The sequence below is a fragment of the Cupriavidus sp. FW305-27 genome (genome assembly GCF_058787995.1).
This window is the reverse complement of sequence record NZ_JBYTAG010000006.1, coordinates 71,604-89,877: the sequence shown is the minus strand read 5'-3', so window position 1 is coordinate 89,877 and position 18,274 is coordinate 71,604. Positions and strand designations below refer to the sequence as shown.

Below are 18,274 nucleotides of genomic sequence, written 5' to 3'. Positions count from 1 at the left end.
GGTTTTCAATGGCCGGCATCACGCCGGCCGGCTCTCAGGCGATGGCGCCGTCGGTATAAGGGTCAGCCTTGCCCACGCGCGCACCGTCGGTGTACGGATCGAAGCTGCGCGACGGTTGGGCCGAAACACCGCTGCGGTCCAGGCCGGCTACCGTGCGGGCACCGTCGGTGTAGGGATCGGGCTTGCCAACGCGGGCACCATCGGTGTAGGGATCGGCCTTGCCAACGCGCGCGCCTTCGGTGAACGGATCAAACTTGCCGGTGCGGGCGCCTTCCGTGAAGGTGTCGAACTTGCCGGTGCGGAAGGTGTAGCCGTACTTGTCGCCGGTGAAGGTGCTGTCCTGCACGCTGGCCGCTTGCGCAACACCGCCCGCGAGCGCGGCGGCAAGGGTGGCGGCGGTAATCAGGGTCTTGGTGATCTTGGTCATGATGGGCTCCAGGGTGCGATGTTTCGGGATCGCGTCAATTCGGTATCAGTGGCTGTGGCAGATCGCTTTTTTCGATCCCGCATCTACTAGTAGATAGATACTCGGCCTCGAAAAAATGACCGCCTCCGGTCATGCAATGGGACCGCCACGTTTTCGCCTTGTCTTGCTTGTTGCCGGCGGTGCAGCGCTTCCATGAGTCAAATACTATCTACTACTAGGTAGAGAGTCAAGGAAAAACATTTCTATCGGCCCGATAGCCTATGCCTTTTCTGGCTCTATCTCGTTGTTTTAAAAGCGCTTATCACCGATTCCGAAGCGCCGGCGGCCGACCGGCTGTCTGCAAATAAAAAAGCCGCCATGCAGCTTGCGCCACATGACGGCTTCAGACGCGCCACTGATATTGCGCGAAAACCTTAGCCGGCGACGGCGGCCATCAGCGTATCCGCAGCGGCTTCCACCCGGTCGGAGGTCCCGAACAGGCGTGCCGCAATCAGCCCGCTCTGCAGCGAGCCAAACACCACCTGTGCCAGCCGCGCCGGCGGCACCGGGAACGGCGTGCTGCGCTGCGGCTGAGCCCGCTCCAGCAGGCCGGCCAGCCATTGTTCGTTCATCAGGAAGAAGCCCTGCAGCAGCTTGTGCACGGACTCCGGCAGGCACAGCGTCTCGGTCGACAACATGCCGCACAGGCAGATCTGGTCCGAGCCGCAGCTGGCGCGGAACGGCGCCAGGTAGATGGCCGCCTGCTCGGCGACCGGCAGACTGGTGTCGATGGAGCGGATGCGCTCGGCCAGGCGGGCGCTGTATTCCTTCACCGCCTCCAGTACCAGGTCCTCTTTGGACGGGAAGTAATAGTGGATGCTGGAGGTCTTGACCCCCACCAGTTCCGCCAGGTCGCGGTAGCTGAAGCCGTTGAAGCCGCGGCGGCGGATCAGGACGAGGGTGTGCTCGAGCAGTTGCTCGCGTACTGATTGCGTTTTCATGAAAACAGTTTATCTACGCGAAGATAGGCGCTCAAGCCGAAATGCCCCGGGGCTGGGGTAATTCCCTAGCCCGGGGCATCTAAGGCATGTGCTTTAACCAGGCAGGACCTGCGCGGCGAAGGTGATCATCGAGCCACTCGTCACGCAAAGCACCAGCCATCCGCCAAGCAGCAGGATACTGTCACGCAAACTCATGATGGACTCCATCGGACGGCAGTCAGCGTGACCGCCGCCGTAAAGTTGTTGGCCGCCGGCCTCAGCCGGCAGCAATCAAGCCAGGGCGCCGTCGGTGTAGGGGTCAGCCTTGCCGACGCGCGCGCCGTCCGTGTACGGGTCGAAGCTGCGGGCCGGCCCGGCCGACACGCCACTACGGTCCAGGCCAGCTACGGTGCGGTACCCGTCCGTGTAGGGATCGGTCTTGCCGACGCGGGCGCCGTCGGTGTACGGATCAAACTTGCCGACGCGGGCGCCTTCCGTGAACGGGTCGAACTTGCCGATGCGGGCACCTTCCGTGAAGGTGTCGAACTTGCCGGCGCGGTAGCTGTAGCCGTACTTGTCGCCAGCCGAGGTGTTGTCTTGCACGCTGGCGGCTTGCGCCACGCCACCTGCCAGTGCGGCGGCAAGGGTGGCGGCGGTGATCAGGGTCTTGGCGAACTTGGCATTCATGATGGGCTCCTGGGTGCGATGTTTCGGGATCGCGTCAATTCGGTATCAGTGGCTGTGGTAGGGTCACTCTTTCGATCCGCATCTACCAGTAGATAGATGACAGGTGCTAAAAAAAATGACCATGCCGGTCTTGCGATGGGATCGCCACTTTTCCGCCCGTTCTTGCTTGCTTCCGGCGGTGCAGCGGTGCCATGGACTCAATGCTATCTACTACTAGGTAGATAGTCAAGGCAAAAGTTTTCTATCGGGCCGATAGCCGCCTGCCGACGCTGCACGATATGGCTGCGAATCCACTTGAGGCATGCGTGCGAATGAACTTTTCTTCACCCGGACGCCGATGGCCTGCTAGCCTGAAGGGAACGCCATCCCGAAACTCGCCATGCCTGAAGGCCCCCGCCCCGCTCAGCCGGAATCCCGCCACCGCTGGCTCGCCACCGCCGCGGCACTCGCCGTGGCCGCGGGTGTTGCGCGGCATCTACTGTTTCGTGCGGTAGAACGCAAAGCCTTTGTCACGCCGACGGATGAAACAAAGGACGCGGCAGCACCCGACATTTCAGCCCTGACGGTGCGCCATGCCACGTTCGCCAGCGGCAATCGCATCCTGCACGCCGCCTTCATGCCGGCCGCGGACCCCGAAGCGCCAGCGCTGATGGTGTGCCACGGCGACAATGAGAGCCTGCCCGACTGGGCCCCGGTCCAGGCCATGCTGGCGGGCGCGGGCATCGCCTCCTACGTCTTCGACTACAGCGGCTACGGCCGCAGCAGCGGGCGGCCAAGCGTGCGCCGCCTGCGCGAGGATGCGCTGGCCGCCTACCGGCAATTCCTGGCAGCCACGCCGCAGGCAAAACGGCGCGTGGTGCTGGGGCATTCGCTGGGATCCGGCATCCTGCTGGAGGTGGCGCAGCGCTTCGATCCGCAGCCCGACGGCTATGTCATTGCGGCGGGCTTCAGTTCGGCGCGCCTGGCCGCAGTGCAGACCGGGCGCATACCCGCATGGGCCGCGTGGCTGCTGCCGGATCCGTGGAACAACGCTGCGCGTGCCAGCCGGCTGGAGCGGCCGCTGCTGGTGGTGCACAGCCGGGACGACGCGGTGATCGTCCCACCCCACGCGGAACGCGTGGCCCGTGCGGCCAGGCATCTGCATGCGCTGGTGATGCTGGACGCCATGCCGCATGACGCAGCCATCCTGCCAGAACATATCGAGGCATTCTGGCCGCCGATCCTGCGCTTTGTGCGCGCGCAGGACGGCGATGCCATGCAGGCACTGTTGGCAGGAAACGACGCGAAATATGAAGGCGATCCGCCTGGCAACGCGGATCAGGCAGGCACATCGACCAGTCGCACAGGCACATTGGCGACAGCAAGCGGCGAGCGCAGGCAGTAGGGTCGCGGGACGGCCGGACCATGGCCGAACAATCTACCGCAGACGTCCGCCACCGGCAATCATCCTTGTGGGCGAGGCGCCACGGCGAGATGCCCGAGAGACTTTTTGCCGAATTCTTGTCTATATTGGTCCCCATGGCACGAGCATCGCTATTTCGCCGTTGACAGCACTGGAGGTACTGCCATGCGTTGGCTTGCAAACCTGTTCAGTCCGCCGACCCCGGAGAAAATCGCCGAGAGGGAACTGCAAGACATGAGGCTGACGCTGTTCCAGGCCGAAAGGCGCTTGCTCGAAGCGCAAATGCAGGTGGCCTACTACCGCGACATGGTGGCGTTCCTGGAAGACGTCGCGGCCAAGGGCGTGGAAGACGTGGTCGACAAGCGCCGCGCCACGCCGCCTGCGATGCCGGAGCTGCCGGCACGCACGCCTGGCCTCACCACGGTCCCTATCGTTCCGTCCGCGGCCTGACGCAGCCGGGACAGGCCCCGACCTGTGCGATACTCGCGCTGCCTGGCGCCCGTGCGGCGCGCAGGCGCATATCCACAGGAACCAGCCCCATGAGCGAACTGCTGCCCGCGATCGAATTCGAAACCGCGCCCAATCCCGCCTGCGCCGTCATCTGGATGCATGGGCTGGGCGCCGACGGCAGCGATTTCGCCCCGGTCGTGCCTGAGCTGCGCCTGCCCGCAGCGCCCGGCGTGCGCTTTATCTTCCCGCACGCGCCGGCTATCCCCGTGACCTGCAACGGCGGTTATGTCATGCCGGCCTGGTATGACATTTATTCCCTCGATGAATCCGGGCGACGCGCCGATGAAGCCGGCATCCGTGCCTCTTGCGAAGCCATTCGCGCACTGATTGCGCGCGAGAACGCCCGTGGCATCCCCACGCACCGCATCGTGCTGGCAGGCTTCTCGCAGGGCGGCGCGATTGCCTACACCGCCGGGCTGAGCCATGCCGAGACGCTGGCCGGCATCGTCGCGCTGTCCACCTACATCCCTGCGCCGAAAGCGCTGGCGGCCGAGGTCAGCGCCGCCAACGCCACCACGCCCGTTTTTGCCGCCCATGGCACGCAGGACGACGTGGTGCCGCTGCAGCTGGGCGTCGCCGCCCGCGATTTCGTGCAGGCGCGGCAGCACCCGGTGACCTGGAGCACCTATCCGATGGGCCATTCGGTCTGCCTGGAAGAGATCGCCGCCATCGGCGCCTGGCTGGCAGCGCGCTTTGCGCAGGCAGCCACCGCGCAGTCCTGATCCGCTCCCCGACAAGATGATTGCCGGCCGCTGCGCCGCGCATCGCACCACGCCGCAAGCATGACCCTCGCCCCACTCCCCAGGATCGATTTCAATACCCGCAAGGCACTGCTGTTCGCACTCGCTGCCGAACGGCTGTCGGCCTACTATGAACACCGCCAGTGGATGACCGACGCCCAGGGTGCGACGCTGGCCGGCGAATGGCTGTCGCGCTCGAAGCTGCAGTTGCCGCTATCCGAGCGGCGCCTGTTGTCGGAACTGAGCGACCAGGTTGCACGCCAGCTGGCTGAGACCCTGTCACGCGAGGCCGGCCTGTACGCCGCGCACGAAATGATGGAAGCCCTCGATCCCAACTACCAGTCTGCGTTTGCCTACGACATGCTGGAAGAATGCGAGCGGCTGCTGCATGAAAACGGCGTGACGGAATAGCGGGCCGGACGGCGGCCGGCGTTTGCAAAGATTGACAATTGCATTGCGCGCGGGCGCGTAAACTTCGCGCACTGATGACGCCCCCCTCCCGCCTACCATGGAACGCAAGCACTGCCTGGCCTGGATCGCGCTGAGCATGATCGCAGCAGCCTTGCTGACACTGCTGTGCCTGATCCTGAATGACCACGCCGAGACCCAGGCCGCCAAAAGGGTCGAGCAAATGGCCGTCCGGGTGAAGCCCGCCGGCGCAGGCCTGATCCAGACCCACGCTGCGTCCCCGGCCGCTCAACAGCCGGAGCGGCTGTCGCAGGCCCTGGGCGCGCGGCGCTGAGCCGCATCGGGTGCGCCCCGGCCCGTAACTTCAGAACGACGACCAGTGGTTAAGAAGAACAACAGCACGGGCCGGAGCGCGGGCTTGAGTGTAGGCGCGGTGCCCACCGACGACTGCAAAGAATTGATAAGAGCGCGGTAGCCGCCGCCTACGCGGCTGCCTCTGCAGGGCCTGTGCCGCCACAAACGCCCCGCAGCAGCGCATCGTGCTGCCGCACCGCCTCGCGCAGGGTGGCCTAAGCCCCTGGCAATGCCGGCCACGCCACGCCGGCCAGCGCGGCGAGCGCCGAGTAGGACGTCGCCAGGTGGTACGGCGAGGTCGAAGGCATCTCGGCGCGTACCACGCTGCCCGAGCGCGCCAGGCATTCATGCCAGCCGTGATCGTGCAGGAAGCGGCTGCGGAACTGCTGCGTCCAGGCTTCCAGCGCCGCCAGCGACTCCGGCGCGCCATGCACGGCGAGCGCGCGCGCATATTCGGTCTGCGCCCAGATGCGCTGGGTATCGTCCAGCATGGAGCCATCGGCGTTCAGTGCCGCGCTGACGCCCTGCGTCGACGGCACCACGCCGTGCCGCTGCGCAAAGGCAAAGGCCTGGCGCAGCGTATCGGCCAGCGGCAGGTCGCCGAGCAGCGCCGGCCTGCCTGCCACCAGCGAGAACCACTCGAACTGGTGGCCCGGCTCGATGCGGTTGCCGGGGCTGCCTTGGGGCAGCTCGGCAATGCAGCCGCTGGCCGGATCGACAAAGCGCTCATGCACCGCCATCGCGATCTCGCGCAGGCGTTCGGCATACCATTCGTCCCCGGTCGCATCCAGCGCGGCCAGGTAGGCCTCGGTCAGGTGCATGATGGGGTTCTGCAGCACGCCGGCGCCCTTGGGCCGGAAATGCTCGGTAAGCGCGGCGTGGTACAGGCCCTGTTCGTCGCCGAAGAGGTCCTCGACGACATCGACGGTTTCATCGAGCACGTCGAGCGCATCGGGATTGCCGCGCCGCGCATGATAGTTGGCGCAGGCGAAGATCACGAAGGCATGCGTATAGAGGTCGCGCGTGGCATCGAGCGGCGTGCCGGCCGGGTCGACGCTATAGAGCCACGCGCCCTCGCCATTGCCGAAGTAGGCCTGCAGCGAGCCGAACAGCGTATCGGCATGCGCATGGTTGCCGGCCAGCGAGAACACATAGAGCTGGCGGGCGCATGCCATGGCGCGATAGCGGGCCGGCGCCAACGGCGCGGCACTGGCGCCGTCGAGTGCCTCGTAGGGCAGCAGCAGGTCGCCGTTCCAGCCGCTGGCGGTCCACAGCGGCAGCACGGTGGCATCGTAATGTGCCGTCAGGGCGGCGACCCCTTGGTTGAGCTCAGGCGAGATGGGCATGGTCTGGCGGAAAGTACAGGCGCGGCGAAGGCCGCAAAGGCCGTATCTTGCCATGCCGCGGCCGCAAGACAGTCATGGCATTTGCGGCGACCTCTTGCTAGCATCAATGGCGCCCACCCGCGAACGGGAGACAGCCATGTCGACTTTGCCCCTCACGCTGACTGACGATCACCGCACATTGGTGCTTCACGTCCTTGAAGATGCACCCGGCCAGTTCACCTGGCGCATCGTCATGGAAGAACGCTGTGGCGCCGCCGACGAGGATTGCACCGTCGCAGCGCCATCCACCTACGGTTCCCGCGCAGAGGCCGAGGCCGCCTGCTGGGCCGCCGGCAACGGCATACTGAACGGTCCGCGCGCCGCAGGCGAGCTGCACGCCACCTGAAGCCCCCACGGCATCGCGCAACACTTGCACTACGTGCCGCGTGTCCTAGTCTGGAAGCGTGGCAGTGGCAACGCGGGGTATGCATTTACCTGCGGTTTTCCGTTCCGGCCACGCCCGGGCAACGTATGCTGCCCGGGGCGCTTCCTGCCACCTGCCTGTCATATTCCTGGCCTTAACTGACCTGGTCGCCATGCCGCCCCTAGAAACGGGCACGGTGGGCAAGGCCGCAGGAGCATGCAATGGATAAGCCGGTCGTCACTCCCCAGCGCTTCGTTGAACTGATGAACGAGCGCCTCACCAAGCATCCCCTCTTCCGCGAGGGCATGCGCGTCTATGCCATCCCGCAGCACACCGACCATCCGCGCAGCCTGGTCTGCGTGGGGCCGCGCGGCACCGAATGCGTATGCGCCACCATTGAAAACATCGTGCGGGGTGAATGTGAGGTGTTCCCGGACATCGACCAGGACTGGCACCGCCCGCCCAAACCCGGCAACCCCGCCGAGATGCGGGCGCGTTGAGTTGCCCCGGCGCGCCTCACGTCTATGCCCAGTGGATGGCATGACCAGAACGTGACATACCGCGGCCACCGCATCCATGTCGCGGCGCTGCGCTATGGCGGCCAGCATGACGGGTGGTGGACGCTGCGCGCGGAGATCTGGCATCACGGCAGCAAGCTGGCGCTGCCCTGCCCGGCCGCGCAGACGCGCTTTGGCTGCGCCACCGACGCCACGCGCGCGGGCATTGCCTGGGGGCGCGAGGCCATCGACACGCACATCGCCGGCCTGCACGATGCCGAGGACGCGGCGCTGCAATAGCGGCGCTGCACCAGCGCCGCTTCAGCCCATCAAACGTCGATCGCCGAATCCGACTTCACCTTGCGGCGCAGCTCGAACTTCTGGATCTTGCCGGTCGAGGTCTTGGGCAGCGGCCCGAAGTAGACCGCCTTGGGCACCTTGAAGCCCGCCAGCAGCGTGCGGCAATGCGCGATCAGTTCTTCCGCGCTGACGCTGGCGCCGTCCTTCAGTTCGACAAACGCGCATGGGGTCTCGCCCCACCTGGCATCGGGCTGCGCCACCACTGCGGCGGCCAGCACCGCGGGATGCCGGTAGAGCGCGTCCTCCACCTCAACGCTGGAGATGTTCTCGCCGCCGGAAATAATGATGTCCTTGCTGCGGTCCTTGATCTTGATATAGCCATCGGGCATGCACACACCCAGGTCGCCGGTATGGAACCAGCCGCCGGCAAAGGCCTCGCGCGTGGCCTTCTCGTTCTTGAGGTAGCCCTTCATGCAGATATTGCCGCGGAACATGATCTCGCCGATGGTCTCGCCATCGGCCGGCACCGGCTGCATGGAATCGGGATCGAGCACCGCCACCTGCGACTGCAGGTGATAGCGCACGCCCTGACGCGCCTTCCTGACCGCGCGGTCTTGCTCGGACAGCGTGCTCCAGTCATCCTGCTCGGCGCAGACCGCGGCCGGGCCGTAGACCTCGGTCAGGCCATAGACATGGGTCAGCTCGAACCCCATCGCCTCCATCTGCGCCAGCACCGCGGCCGGCGGCGGCGCGCCGGCCACCATGCCGCGCACCGGGCCGCGCACGCCCTCGCGCCACGCGGCGGGCGCATTGACCAGCGCGGTATGCACGATCGGCGCGGCGCAGTAGTGGGTCACGCCCTCTTCGCGCATCAGGTCGAATACCAGCCTGGGCTCGAACTTGCGCAGGCACACGTTGACGCCCGCGCGCGCGGCAACGGTCCACGGGAAGCACCAGCCATTGCAGTGGAACATCGGCAGCGTCCACAGGTAGACCGGGTGCTTGGGCAAATCCCACTCGAGGATGTTGGACACGGCATTGATGGCCGCGCCGCGGTGGTGGTAGACCACGCCCTTGGGGTCGCCGGTGGTGCCCGAGGTGTAGTTCAGCGCGATGGCTTCCCACTCGTCGGCCGGCATGTGCCACGCGTAGTCCGAGTCGCCCGAGGCGAGGAAGGCTTCGTAATCGGTGTCGCCGAACGGCGCCTCCTGCGGGCCCAGCACGTCATGCACGGCGATGACCTTCAGGCCGGGGATCTCCAGCGCCATCTGGCGCGCCAGGTCGGCAAACTCGGTATCGGCCAGCAGCACGCGCGCCTCGCCATGGCGCAGCATGAAGACCAGGTTGGCGGCGTCGAGGCGGATATTGAGCGCATTGAGCACGGCGCCCGCCATCGGCACGCCGAAATGCGCCTCCACCATGGCCGGCGTATTGGGCAGCAGCGCGGCCACGGTATCGCCCTTGCCGATGCCGGCACGCGCCAGCGCGCTGGCTAGGCGCCGTGCGCGCGCATAGGTGTCGCGCCAGTTCTGGCGCAGCGGGCCGTGCACGATGGCCAGGCGCTGGCCGTACACCTCGGCGGCGCGGACCAGGAAGTCGATGGGCGTAAGCGGCACGAAGTTGGCCGCGTTGCGGGCCAGGCCGCTGTCGAAATCGGTGGGCATTGCTTGTGTCTCCGCGTATCTGGCGGCGTTGGCGGCAGGGCCGCGCAACAGGCCGCGTGATGCTGTCAATGCGCTGCATGGGTGCAGCGATGTCCGGGGCGAGGTGACCATTGTCCGCGCCATCCGGCGCTGTCACTTTTTCTGGCACAAGGCTATCATCGCACACGCTGGCGCACTGTCGCCGAGACGACAAACCTGCCGCAAACCCGCGCCAGGCAAGGCTTACACGATTCTTACAGGGACCCGGCCCGAGCCGCGCGTCCATGCCATGAGCGAACCTGCAGACCCGATTTCCGCCCCTGCCGCAGTCCTTGCCGGCCATGCCTGGTTCGGTGCCCTGGCGCCGGAACACCAGGCGCTGGCCGCGCGCGAAACGCTGCTCCAGTCCTTTGCCGCGGGCGCCTTCATCGCCCGGCGCGGCGAGCCGTCGCGCCACTGGATCGGGGTGGACAGCGGCCTGATCAAGCTGGCGGTGTACACCCCCGACGGGAGCGGCTGCACCTTCTCCGGCGTGCCCGCCGGCGGCTGGTGCGGCGAAGGCAGCGTGATCAAGCGCGAAGACCGCCGCTATGACGTGATCGCGATCCGTGACTCGCAGGTGCTGCTGGTGCCAGAGCCGGTGTTCAATACGCTGCTGGCGCAGAGCCTGCCGTTCGCCAGCTTTGTCGTGCGCCAGCTCAATGAGCGCATGGGCCAGTTCATCGCCACCGTGCAGAACGACCGCCTGCTGGGCGCCGATGCGCGCGTGGCGCAGGCCATCGCGCAGCTGTTCCACCCGGACCTGTATCCGCGCACCAGCCCCGTGCTGGAGCTGTCGCAGGAAGAGATCGGCCTGCTGACCGGGCTGTCGCGCCAGCGGGTCAACCAGGCGCTGCGCCGGCTGGCCGATGCCGGCATGGTCCACCTGTCCTACCAGAGCATCCGCGTGACCGACCTGCCCCGGCTGCGCCACTTCGGGCTGTCCGAGCTGTAACGCCGCCGTCACCGGGCGCCGTGAACGATCAAACGGACGATGTCCGCGGCCTTGCGCCGCCCGTTGAATCCTGCGACAGTTACCGGCCGCACCCCCGCTCAGCTTCCGGGTTGTCTTCCGCATGCCGCTTGTCAGCCGTCACCACGTCCGCTTTGCCCGCCTGCGCTTCCCCTTTGCCGTGCAGGTACAAGCCCTGCACGGCACGGCCAGCCTGCGCGACGCCAATGCGCGGCGCGAGGTGCGGCCCGGCGACCCGTTCGTGGTCCACGCCTTTGCCCACTTCGACTGCGACCTGCCCGGCACGTGGCAGCACCCTTGCGCCATCGTCCTGACTGCCGTCCCGGACAGTGAATGCCCGCGCCTGGCCGGCAAGCCCGGCGACAGGCCCTGGTCGCGCCGCTTTGCCGGCCTGGTCTTTTCCCGCCCCGATACCGACTGGAATGTCGAGCGCCTGGCCGCGCAATGGCAGGTGCCGGCCCGCCAGGTGCGCGCCCGGCTCTTCGCCGAAGGCGAGGCGCTGCACCCGCTGCTGCGCGAGCAACGCGCCGCCCATGCCCTGCACGCGCTGGCCGCCGCCGGCCCGGTGTCTTCGCTGGACGTGCTGGCGGCGCATGCCGGCCTGCGTTCCGGCAGCGCGCTGGCGCGCAGCTGGCAGAACTGGTTCGGCATCGATGCGGCGCGCCTGGTGGAAGATTGCCGGGCAGGCAGCCGCACCACAGCGCCCACTGCCACCTGGCCCGGCCTTGTGCCGACGGCCGCCTGACGCAGCGGCCTGGGCGTCACATGGCGCGGAGTTTGTCAACCACCGCGCGCAGCAACCAGCAATGCATCGGCAATGATTTCGCTGATCCCGGGCAATACCGCCCTGACCCTCGGCATCGGCGTGAACGGATTGTTCTACGATATCTCGGTCGGCCGCCCGTAACCTCGCCCCCAACCGTGAATCCGGGCACCCCGCGCCCGGACACGAACCAAGCCGGTGCCGCCCTGCGGCACCGGCTTTTCTTTTTTCCGCCAGACCAATGAATGCAACCACGGCAGCCAGGCACGTGACAGCCATCCTGCAGCGTTGCCGCAGCAGCCTCTGCCCACACACTCCCGACAGTTTGTCAATCGCCTGAACTCGGGTTGGCCCCATCCCCCCTATCACGCAGACTCGCCTCGCGGGGCGGGTCAGCCACCCTGCGGGCGGGGCCTGCATGAGCCGGATATCGACCACCGCAGGACTCCGCCAGAACAAAAACCATACAGGGCGAAACGGGATGAAAACAAAACAACTGTTCTTGACGGGTCTGGCGACGGCGGTCCTGTCTGCATGCGGAGGCGGCGATGGCGGTTCGACCGCGCCGACCACCACCACGGCGGCACCTGCCGCCACCAGGATCAGTGGCACCGCCGCAGTTGGCGCCGCACTGGGCAATGCCGCCGTGCAGGCCAAGTGCGCATCGGGCAGCGGCACCGCCACCACCGCGGCGGACGGCAGCTTCACCATCAGCATCGAAGGCGCGACGCGTCCCTGCGTGCTCAGCGTCACGGCGCCTGACGGCACCACGCTGCATTCCGTGGTCGAAGCCGGCACCGGCACCACCGCGACGGCCAACATCACGCCGCTGACCGAGCTGGTCACCGCTTCACTGGCACAGGGCAACACCGATGCCTTCTTCGAGCAGTTCGATGCGAACGCGCAAGCCAGGCTCACCTCCGACAACGTAACCAGTGCCATCGGCGCCGTGCGCCTGGTGCTGACGGGCGTGGTCGACCTTTCCAGCATCGACCCGGTCAAGGATCCGCTGGTGGCCGCCAACGGCGCCAACGCGGGCAATGCGCAGGACCAGCTGCTGGACCAGTTGGGCGATCGCCTGGAGGCATCCAAGACCACGCTGGCTGAGCTTTCTTCAGCAGTCGCTGCCAATGCCGGCGCAGCGGCAGTCCAGACCGCACTGCAACCGGCAGCGGCCACCTGCGCCGGGTTGAAGACCGGCAAGTACCACGTCGTGGAACTGGGCACGCCGATTGGAGAAGCCGGCGAAATGGACGCCGCCACGTTGCAGTTCAAGCTGGGCACCGACGTGACCACCTTCACCGCCGACGCATCGGAAGCCTGCCGCTTCACCGCAGGCACCGACACCGTGCTGGTCTCCAAGTCGGGCCTGAGCGTGGTGCTGCCTCCGGCTGGCACGGTCAACCGCCTGCCCGCCCTGCTGATTCCTGCCCAGGCACTGGCCCTGGCCGACCTGGCTGGCGACTGGAATGGTCTTGGCTATGAGCGCGATGGCCCGTCGCCGTACGCGGCGTCGCGCGTGAACTTCAGCCTGGATGCCGCGGGCAAGGTGACCGCCGGCGCAGATTGCTCGGGCCTGGATTCGTGCTCGGCATGGCTGCCGGATGAATTTCCCACCATCACGCTCAACCCCGATGGCGGGCTGAACCTCACCGAACAGGACGGTGGTGTTGAGCGGGCCTACGCGTTCAAGGGCACCGACGGGCAACTGGTCATCGTCTTCACCCACGGTGACGGATTCACGATGGCCACCAGGCGGATCGCCCGTGCGCTGCCTGCCGTGGGCGCGACCAGTTCGTTCTGGGACACGAGCATTCTTCCGGTGGACAGCAACTCCGCCACGGCCGATGGCATCAGCACGACGACGGCCTCCACGGTCAAGGTCACCGCGGTGGATGCCCAGGCAAACACGTACACGCGCGAGCGCGACGACGGACGGGTGGACACCTGGAAGGTGAACACCCCGCTCGACGGGCTGCGCTACCGTGCCCCGACGCCCAACAACAGCGGCGGTAGTGAGGCCATCAGCATGTCGATTGGCAACACGGGCCTGAATGTGGCGATCGGCGTGAATACGGCTCGCCGGTTCTTCAGCATCTCGGTCAACCGTCTGTAACTCCGCTGCAAGTCGCCGGACTGCTGCGTCCGGACAGCGATTCAAGCCGGTGTCGCCTTGCGGCGCCGGCATTTTTTTCGTTGGGCTGCACAACCGGTGCTACCGCAGGACTTGCCGGCAGCGATCGATACGCTGCCGCGCGACTCGATCACGCAGGGCGAAGGCAACCCCGACCGTCAGGCGGCGGCCGCGGTAGAATCAGCAGAACCCCCGCTCAGCCGGGGGCCGGCGGCATCAGCCGCCCGAGTGCAGCGGGGACAGCGAATAGGCGAGCACCAGCCCCGCAACGATCGCCGGGGAACCCAGCCGGATCGCCGTGCTGCGGGACAGCACGCCCAGATACACATACAAACACACCAGCACCATCGCAGTCACATACAGCAGGCTGTCATAGACTTGCATGGATGTCTCCCTTGCCATTGTTCTTATTGCTTTACTTCGGTGGGCTGCCGACGGGGCGTGATGCGGGGGTCTTCCGGGAATGCGTGGGGGCGCTCCGTCGCCAGCATGCTATGGCTGTCTGTTGAAATGATAGTCACCACTTCGACGGAGCGTGGCAATCATGGAAATCCCTTTGCGGCACTGCACCAGTCATGATGCAGCGCCGCAAGGCAAGGTCTTGATAGAAGGAACGGGGCGTGCGCAAGGCGCGCATCGCGCCGGTCCTTAATCCGCGGGCAACATCTCAGGATTCCAGGCGATTTCCCACAGATGCCCGTCGGGATCCTGGAAATAGCCGGCGTACCCGCCCCAGAACGTATCCTGCGCCGGCTTGACCACGCTGGCGCCCGCGGCCAGCGCCTGGGCCATCACCGCATCCACTTCCGCCTTGTCGCCGACGTTATGCGCCAGCGAGAAATCCGTCTGCGCGCGCGGTGTCAGCTGCAGTCCGGTGTCATGCGCAAGACTGGTGCGCGGCCAGACCGCGAGCTTCAATCCGGCCTGCAGGTCGAAGAAGGCCACGGCGCCGTGCTCGAACTGCTCGCCGACAATGCCTGCGGTGGGCAGTCCCAGGCCGTCGCGATAGAAGCGCACCGCACGCTGCAGGTCATCGACACCCAGCGTGATCAGCGTAATCCGGGGTCTCATGGCGGGTTCCTCCTGTATCGACCGGCAGCCTAGCGCTGCCCGAAAGCCGCATCGGCAAACAGGTCTTTCAGTTCGCGCGGCTGCGACCGCCAGTATTGCTTCGGCGCCTGCACGCTTGCGCCCAGCCGCGCGGCCGCATGCCAGGGCCAGCGCGGGTCATACAGCATGGCACGGGCCAGCGACACCGCGTCGGCTTCGTGGTTGGCGATGATGGCTTCGGCCTGCTCCGGCTCAGTGATCAGGCCCACCGCAATCGTCGGCAGGCCAACCTCGGCCTTTACGCGCTGCGCGTACGGCACCTGGTAGCCGGGCCCGAGCTTGATCGCCTGCTGCGGCGACACGCCGCCGGTGGTCACATGGATCGCCGCACAGCCGCGCGCCTTGAGAGCCTTCGACAACGCCACCGTGCCTTCGATATCCCATCCGCCCGGCACCCAGTCGGTTGCGGAAATACGCATCCACACCGGACGCTCAGCCGGGAACACCTCACGCACCGCGTCGAACACCTCGATCGGGAACCGCATGCGGTTCTCCAGGCTGCCGCCGTATTCGTCGTCACGATGGTTGGCCAGCGGCGACAGGAACTGGTGCAGCAGGTAGCCGTGCGCGGCATGGATCTCGATCCCGTTCAACCCAAGCCGCGCCGCACGCCTTGCCGCCGCGACAAAGTCGTCGCGCACCTTGTCCATGCCGGCACGGTCCAGCGCGGCAGGCGCGACTTCTTCCGCGCCATGCGGTACCGCGGAAGGCGCCACCGCATGCCAGCCACCAGGCGCATCCGGCGCGATCTGCTGCCCGCCATCCCATGGCGCCTGGCTCGACGCCTTGCGGCCGGCATGCCCCAACTGGATCGCAATGGCGATCGGCGAATGCGCGCGCATCGCCTTGACCACGCGGCCAAGCGCCGCCTCGTTTTCGTCCGAATACAGGCCCAGGTCCTGCGGCGTGATGCGCCCTTCGGGCGAGACTGCCGTGGCTTCCACGATCAGCATGCCGGCGCCGGACAGCGCCAGCGAACCGAGGTGGATCATGTGCCAGTCGCCGGCGTTGCCGTCCCGCGCGGAGTACTGGCACATCGGGGCGATGATGATGCGGTTGGCGAGGGTGAGATCGCCGATGGCGAGCGGTTCGAACAGAAAGCTCATGCGTGCTGCTCCATGCAGGGATCGGACAGGAAATATCGATTCTAGGCCGGCGCCGGAATTGCTGCCGGCCCGGCCGCGCCGCTACGACGCCGCCAACGGATCGCGCGCTGCCAGGCGCAGCCAGCTCGCGATCGCGGCCAGCCCGGCGAAGCCCGCGCCCAGCGCCAGGGCCAACCCCGGCCCGTGGTCCCCGGCAATGCCAAAACACAGCGCCACCAGTGCTGCACCCGTGGCCTGCCCCAGCAACCGCGCCGTGGCCACCACGCCGCTGGCGCCACCGCTGCGCTCGCGCGGGGCGCTCGTCATCAACGCCTTGAGGTTGGGCGACTGGAAGAAGCCGAAACCCGCACCGCAGATGCACATGCGGATGCCGATATCAAGCGCGCTGGGGTCGGCCGGCAGCATGGCCAGCGACAGCATGCCAACGCTAAGCACCGCCAGCCCCACGCCGCCGAGCACGGCCGGCGGGTAGCGGTCAGACAGGCGCCCGGCAAGCGGCCCGATCAGCGCCACCACGACGGACCACGGGGTCAGCAGGAAACCGGTCTCGACCTGCCCGCGCCCGAGCACGTGCTGGAAGTAGAACGGCAGCGAGACGAAGGCCAGGCCTTGCGCGGCGAAGGAGCACACCGCGGTCAGCGTCGACAGCGCGAACATGGGCCGCCGGAACAGGTCCACCGGCAGCATCGGCGCCGGATGGCCGCGCTCGCGCCACAGCAGCAGGCCGAACGTCACCATGAAGATGCCCGCCGCGGCCAGCGACAGATGCAGCGGCGCGCGCTGCGCACCTTCGCCCAGCGCAAGGACCAGCGCGGCAAAGGCAACCACGCTGAGCCCCGCCGCGACGCGGTCGAACCCATGCGCACTGCGCGGCGTCTGCGGCAAGGAGCCGCGCCCGATCGCCAGCGCGAGCAGGCCGATCGGCAGGTTGACGGCGAACAGCCACGGCCACGTGCCGAATGACAGGATCACCGAGGCCACGGTGGGGCCCACCGCGAACGACACGCCCACCACCAGCGCATTGAGCCCCAGCCCGCGCCCGAGCCGGTGCGTGGGGAAGATCGCGCTGATCAGCGCCGTGTTGACGCTCATGATTGCCGCCGCGCCGATGCCTTGCAGCACACGCGCCGCCGCCAGCGTCGGCAGCGACCACGCCAGCGCGCACACCACGGAGGCGGCGGTGAACAGCACCACGCCGCCAAGGTAGATGCGCCGGTGGCCCACCACGCCGCCCAGCGCCGCGAACGGCAGCAGCGTCGACACCATGGCCAGCTGGTAGGCATTGATCACCCACACCGACGCGGCCGGCGTGGCGCGCAGGTCCGCCGCGATCGACGGCAGCGCCGTGTTGGCGATCGCGGTATCCAGGGTGGCAAGGGCGACGGCGATGAGGATGGCGGCCATGCCGCGGCGCTCGCGCGAAGTCATCGCGGCGTCCGCGGTGGAAGCGGATTGGAGGGGTGCTGTGCTGGACACTGTCTTTACCGGTTGCCGCCATGCCGGGACTAGTGGTGCGAGGGCTGCACGCAAGGCATGGTGAACGTCAGGTCAAGACGATACGGGAAAACCCTTCAACGTGCTGAAGGCGCGTTCCTATGTATGCACATTTCGCCTCCGCCCGGCCAATGACACTGAGCATCGGCCGCCCGCCACGGCACGGGGTTACTGCGCCGACAGCCCGCCATCCACGCCGATGCTCTGCCCGTGGATAAAGCGCCCGGCCGGTGCCGCCAGCAGGACGGCAAGACCCGCGACATCGCTGGCCTCGCCGATGCGCCGCATCGGCACGCCCGCAGCCAGCCGCGCCTCGCGCTCCGGATCGCCCCACAGCGCGTCGCGCGAGAACTCGGTGCGCACCGGGCCGGGATTGATTGCGTTGACGTTGATGCCGGACGGCCCCAGCTCCAGCGCCAGGCTGCGTACCGCCTGGTCGATGGCGGCCTTGGTCACGCTGTACATCCCCAGGAAGGCAGAGCCACGCTTGGCGGCAATGCTCGACATGAAGATGATGGATCCGTCATGGCGACCGATCATCTGCGGCGCCAGGGCGTTCACCAGCACCAGGTTGCCGCGCACATTGCCCGCCATGGCCGCATCGAACACCTCGGGTCCCTGGCTCAGCATCGATCCGGGCTGGCCGCTCGCGGCGGCATTGAGCACCAGTGCATCGACGCGCCCATACGCGGCCAGCGCCTGCTCCGCGAAGGCGCGCACGCTGTCGACATCGGCGATATCGCAGGCGATGCCGGTGGCGCGGATGCCCTCGGCCTCCAGCTGACTGGCGGCGTCGCGCGCCGCGCCTGCATCGCGCCCGGACACCACCACGGCGGCGCCGGCCGCGCCAAGCGCGCGCGCCATTTCCAGGCCCATGCCACGGGTGGAGCCGGTGATGACGGCAACGCGGCCGCCAAGGTCGAAGAGGTTCTGCATGACTGATCACTCCTGTGAAGATTGGGAGCCGGCACCTGGACAC

Annotated in this window: 21 protein-coding genes; 11 read left to right on the top strand and 10 right to left on the bottom strand. The window is 67.2% G+C overall.

Features of this window, described 5'->3' with window-relative positions:
• Nucleotides 1-34: 34 nt before the first annotated feature.
• The 3 genes from AC3WRI_RS04410 to AC3WRI_RS04400 all read right to left on the bottom strand — a co-directional run bounded on the left by AC3WRI_RS04410 (nucleotide 35) and on the right by AC3WRI_RS04400 (nucleotide 2,073).
• Nucleotides 35-427, bottom strand: coding sequence for a hypothetical protein (locus AC3WRI_RS04410; RefSeq protein WP_492292635.1), 393 nt, complete (start codon nucleotides 425-427; stop codon nucleotides 35-37).
• Between the two features lie 413 nt (nucleotides 428-840).
• Nucleotides 841-1,407: a TetR/AcrR family transcriptional regulator gene (locus tag AC3WRI_RS04405; RefSeq protein ID WP_010812504.1), complete on the bottom strand. Its 567-nt coding sequence runs from the start codon at nucleotides 1,405-1,407 to the stop codon at nucleotides 841-843.
• Between the two features lie 270 nt (nucleotides 1,408-1,677).
• Nucleotides 1,678-2,073, bottom strand: coding sequence for a hypothetical protein (locus AC3WRI_RS04400; protein WP_492292634.1), 396 nt, complete (start codon nucleotides 2,071-2,073; stop codon nucleotides 1,678-1,680).
• Between the two features lie 379 nt (nucleotides 2,074-2,452).
• Here AC3WRI_RS04400 and AC3WRI_RS04395 point away from each other — a divergent pair, with 379 nt between their 5' ends.
• The 5 genes from AC3WRI_RS04395 (at nucleotide 2,453) to AC3WRI_RS04375 (ending at nucleotide 5,467) form a co-directional block, all read left to right on the top strand.
• Nucleotides 2,453-3,457 (top strand): alpha/beta hydrolase, encoded by a 1,005-nt coding sequence (locus AC3WRI_RS04395; protein WP_011617046.1) that lies wholly within the window; start codon nucleotides 2,453-2,455, stop codon nucleotides 3,455-3,457.
• A 183-nt stretch (nucleotides 3,458-3,640) separates the two neighbouring features.
• On the top strand, nucleotides 3,641-3,925 hold the full coding sequence (locus AC3WRI_RS04390; RefSeq protein WP_010812500.1) for a hypothetical protein: 285 nt from the start codon (nucleotides 3,641-3,643) through the stop codon (nucleotides 3,923-3,925).
• A gap of 89 nt (nucleotides 3,926-4,014) precedes the next feature.
• Nucleotides 4,015-4,707, top strand: coding sequence for an alpha/beta hydrolase (locus AC3WRI_RS04385; protein ID WP_011617045.1), 693 nt, complete (start codon nucleotides 4,015-4,017; stop codon nucleotides 4,705-4,707).
• A gap of 60 nt (nucleotides 4,708-4,767) precedes the next feature.
• Nucleotides 4,768-5,136 carry a hypothetical protein gene (locus tag AC3WRI_RS04380; protein ID WP_492292632.1) on the top strand — a complete coding sequence of 123 codons (369 nt, stop codon included), beginning with the start codon at nucleotides 4,768-4,770 and terminating at the stop codon, nucleotides 5,134-5,136.
• A 97-nt stretch (nucleotides 5,137-5,233) separates the two neighbouring features.
• Nucleotides 5,234-5,467 (top strand): hypothetical protein, encoded by a 234-nt coding sequence (locus AC3WRI_RS04375; RefSeq protein WP_010812497.1) that lies wholly within the window; start codon nucleotides 5,234-5,236, stop codon nucleotides 5,465-5,467.
• A 235-nt stretch (nucleotides 5,468-5,702) separates the two neighbouring features.
• Here AC3WRI_RS04375 and AC3WRI_RS04370 read toward each other — a convergent pair whose 3' ends face one another.
• Nucleotides 5,703-6,833, bottom strand: a complete 1,131-nt coding sequence (locus tag AC3WRI_RS04370) for an AGE family epimerase/isomerase (RefSeq protein WP_010812496.1) — start codon at nucleotides 6,831-6,833, stop codon at nucleotides 5,703-5,705.
• 136 nt (nucleotides 6,834-6,969) lie between these two features.
• Between AC3WRI_RS04370 and AC3WRI_RS04365 the strand changes: the two genes are divergently transcribed.
• The 3 genes from AC3WRI_RS04365 (at nucleotide 6,970) to AC3WRI_RS04355 (ending at nucleotide 8,033) form a co-directional block, all read left to right on the top strand.
• Complete coding sequence (locus AC3WRI_RS04365; protein WP_010812495.1) at nucleotides 6,970-7,218, top strand: hypothetical protein; 249 nt, start codon at nucleotides 6,970-6,972, stop codon at nucleotides 7,216-7,218.
• 239 nt (nucleotides 7,219-7,457) lie between these two features.
• The gene (locus tag AC3WRI_RS04360) at nucleotides 7,458-7,736 is read left to right on the top strand and encodes a hypothetical protein (RefSeq protein ID WP_010812494.1); all 279 of its coding nucleotides are present in this window, start codon (nucleotides 7,458-7,460) and stop codon (nucleotides 7,734-7,736) included.
• 51 nt (nucleotides 7,737-7,787) lie between these two features.
• Nucleotides 7,788-8,033 (top strand): DUF6566 family protein, encoded by a 246-nt coding sequence (locus tag AC3WRI_RS04355; RefSeq protein WP_231881500.1) that lies wholly within the window; start codon nucleotides 7,788-7,790, stop codon nucleotides 8,031-8,033.
• A 29-nt stretch (nucleotides 8,034-8,062) separates the two neighbouring features.
• Here AC3WRI_RS04355 and AC3WRI_RS04350 read toward each other — a convergent pair whose 3' ends face one another.
• Complete coding sequence (locus AC3WRI_RS04350) at nucleotides 8,063-9,697, bottom strand: acyl-CoA synthetase (RefSeq protein WP_011617043.1); 1,635 nt, start codon at nucleotides 9,695-9,697, stop codon at nucleotides 8,063-8,065.
• 268 nt (nucleotides 9,698-9,965) lie between these two features.
• Here AC3WRI_RS04350 and AC3WRI_RS04345 point away from each other — a divergent pair, with 268 nt between their 5' ends.
• The 3 genes from AC3WRI_RS04345 to AC3WRI_RS04335 all read left to right on the top strand — a co-directional run bounded on the left by AC3WRI_RS04345 (nucleotide 9,966) and on the right by AC3WRI_RS04335 (nucleotide 13,567).
• A complete protein-coding gene (locus AC3WRI_RS04345; protein WP_492292631.1) occupies nucleotides 9,966-10,670 on the top strand; it encodes a Crp/Fnr family transcriptional regulator in 705 nt (234 codons plus the stop codon).
• A 121-nt stretch (nucleotides 10,671-10,791) separates the two neighbouring features.
• Nucleotides 10,792-11,433, top strand: coding sequence for a hypothetical protein (locus tag AC3WRI_RS04340; protein WP_010812490.1), 642 nt, complete (start codon nucleotides 10,792-10,794; stop codon nucleotides 11,431-11,433).
• Nucleotides 11,434-11,932: 499 nt separating this feature from the next.
• On the top strand, nucleotides 11,933-13,567 hold the full coding sequence (locus tag AC3WRI_RS04335) for a hypothetical protein (RefSeq protein ID WP_037025481.1): 1,635 nt from the start codon (nucleotides 11,933-11,935) through the stop codon (nucleotides 13,565-13,567).
• A 234-nt stretch (nucleotides 13,568-13,801) separates the two neighbouring features.
• On the opposite strand, the gene AC3WRI_RS04330 is transcribed toward AC3WRI_RS04335, so the two are convergent.
• From AC3WRI_RS04330 to AC3WRI_RS04310, 5 genes are all read right to left on the bottom strand, one after another.
• The gene (locus AC3WRI_RS04330; protein ID WP_010812488.1) at nucleotides 13,802-13,969 is read right to left on the bottom strand and encodes a hypothetical protein; all 168 of its coding nucleotides are present in this window, start codon (nucleotides 13,967-13,969) and stop codon (nucleotides 13,802-13,804) included.
• Between the two features lie 264 nt (nucleotides 13,970-14,233).
• Nucleotides 14,234-14,656, bottom strand: a complete 423-nt coding sequence (locus tag AC3WRI_RS04325) for a VOC family protein (RefSeq protein ID WP_011617040.1) — start codon at nucleotides 14,654-14,656, stop codon at nucleotides 14,234-14,236.
• A gap of 29 nt (nucleotides 14,657-14,685) precedes the next feature.
• On the bottom strand, nucleotides 14,686-15,801 hold the full coding sequence (locus tag AC3WRI_RS04320; protein ID WP_010812486.1) for an NADH:flavin oxidoreductase/NADH oxidase: 1,116 nt from the start codon (nucleotides 15,799-15,801) through the stop codon (nucleotides 14,686-14,688).
• An 81-nt stretch (nucleotides 15,802-15,882) separates the two neighbouring features.
• Nucleotides 15,883-17,229 (bottom strand): MFS transporter, encoded by a 1,347-nt coding sequence (locus AC3WRI_RS04315; protein WP_010812485.1) that lies wholly within the window; start codon nucleotides 17,227-17,229, stop codon nucleotides 15,883-15,885.
• 234 nt (nucleotides 17,230-17,463) lie between these two features.
• Complete coding sequence (locus AC3WRI_RS04310; RefSeq protein ID WP_010812484.1) at nucleotides 17,464-18,231, bottom strand: SDR family NAD(P)-dependent oxidoreductase; 768 nt, start codon at nucleotides 18,229-18,231, stop codon at nucleotides 17,464-17,466.
• Nucleotides 18,232-18,274: the final 43 nt, after the last annotated feature.

What these genes read in the sequence shown, in the direction of transcription:
- AC3WRI_RS04410 (WP_492292635.1), bottom strand. Translation starts at nt 427, where the DNA reads ATGACCAAGATCACCAAGACCCTGATTACCGCCGCCACCCTTGCCGCC.
- AC3WRI_RS04405 (WP_010812504.1), bottom strand. Translation starts at nt 1,407, where the DNA reads ATGAAAACGCAATCAGTACGCGAGCAACTGCTCGAGCACACCCTCGTC.
- AC3WRI_RS04400 (WP_492292634.1), bottom strand. Translation starts at nt 2,073, where the DNA reads ATGAATGCCAAGTTCGCCAAGACCCTGATCACCGCCGCCACCCTTGCC.
- AC3WRI_RS04395 (WP_011617046.1), top strand. Translation starts at nt 2,453, where the DNA reads ATGCCTGAAGGCCCCCGCCCCGCTCAGCCGGAATCCCGCCACCGCTGG.
- AC3WRI_RS04390 (WP_010812500.1), top strand. Translation starts at nt 3,641, where the DNA reads ATGCGTTGGCTTGCAAACCTGTTCAGTCCGCCGACCCCGGAGAAAATC.
- AC3WRI_RS04385 (WP_011617045.1), top strand. Translation starts at nt 4,015, where the DNA reads ATGAGCGAACTGCTGCCCGCGATCGAATTCGAAACCGCGCCCAATCCC.
- AC3WRI_RS04380 (WP_492292632.1), top strand. Translation starts at nt 4,768, where the DNA reads ATGACCCTCGCCCCACTCCCCAGGATCGATTTCAATACCCGCAAGGCA.
- AC3WRI_RS04375 (WP_010812497.1), top strand. Translation starts at nt 5,234, where the DNA reads ATGGAACGCAAGCACTGCCTGGCCTGGATCGCGCTGAGCATGATCGCA.
- AC3WRI_RS04370 (WP_010812496.1), bottom strand. Translation starts at nt 6,833, where the DNA reads ATGCCCATCTCGCCTGAGCTCAACCAAGGGGTCGCCGCCCTGACGGCA.
- AC3WRI_RS04365 (WP_010812495.1), top strand. Translation starts at nt 6,970, where the DNA reads ATGTCGACTTTGCCCCTCACGCTGACTGACGATCACCGCACATTGGTG.
- AC3WRI_RS04360 (WP_010812494.1), top strand. Translation starts at nt 7,458, where the DNA reads ATGGATAAGCCGGTCGTCACTCCCCAGCGCTTCGTTGAACTGATGAAC.
- AC3WRI_RS04350 (WP_011617043.1), bottom strand. Translation starts at nt 9,697, where the DNA reads ATGCCCACCGATTTCGACAGCGGCCTGGCCCGCAACGCGGCCAACTTC.
- AC3WRI_RS04345 (WP_492292631.1), top strand. Translation starts at nt 9,966, where the DNA reads ATGAGCGAACCTGCAGACCCGATTTCCGCCCCTGCCGCAGTCCTTGCC.
- AC3WRI_RS04340 (WP_010812490.1), top strand. Translation starts at nt 10,792, where the DNA reads ATGCCGCTTGTCAGCCGTCACCACGTCCGCTTTGCCCGCCTGCGCTTC.
- AC3WRI_RS04335 (WP_037025481.1), top strand. Translation starts at nt 11,933, where the DNA reads ATGAAAACAAAACAACTGTTCTTGACGGGTCTGGCGACGGCGGTCCTG.
- AC3WRI_RS04330 (WP_010812488.1), bottom strand. Translation starts at nt 13,969, where the DNA reads ATGCAAGTCTATGACAGCCTGCTGTATGTGACTGCGATGGTGCTGGTG.
- AC3WRI_RS04325 (WP_011617040.1), bottom strand. Translation starts at nt 14,656, where the DNA reads ATGAGACCCCGGATTACGCTGATCACGCTGGGTGTCGATGACCTGCAG.
- AC3WRI_RS04320 (WP_010812486.1), bottom strand. Translation starts at nt 15,801, where the DNA reads ATGAGCTTTCTGTTCGAACCGCTCGCCATCGGCGATCTCACCCTCGCC.
- AC3WRI_RS04315 (WP_010812485.1), bottom strand. Translation starts at nt 17,229, where the DNA reads ATGACTTCGCGCGAGCGCCGCGGCATGGCCGCCATCCTCATCGCCGTC.
- AC3WRI_RS04310 (WP_010812484.1), bottom strand. Translation starts at nt 18,231, where the DNA reads ATGCAGAACCTCTTCGACCTTGGCGGCCGCGTTGCCGTCATCACCGGC.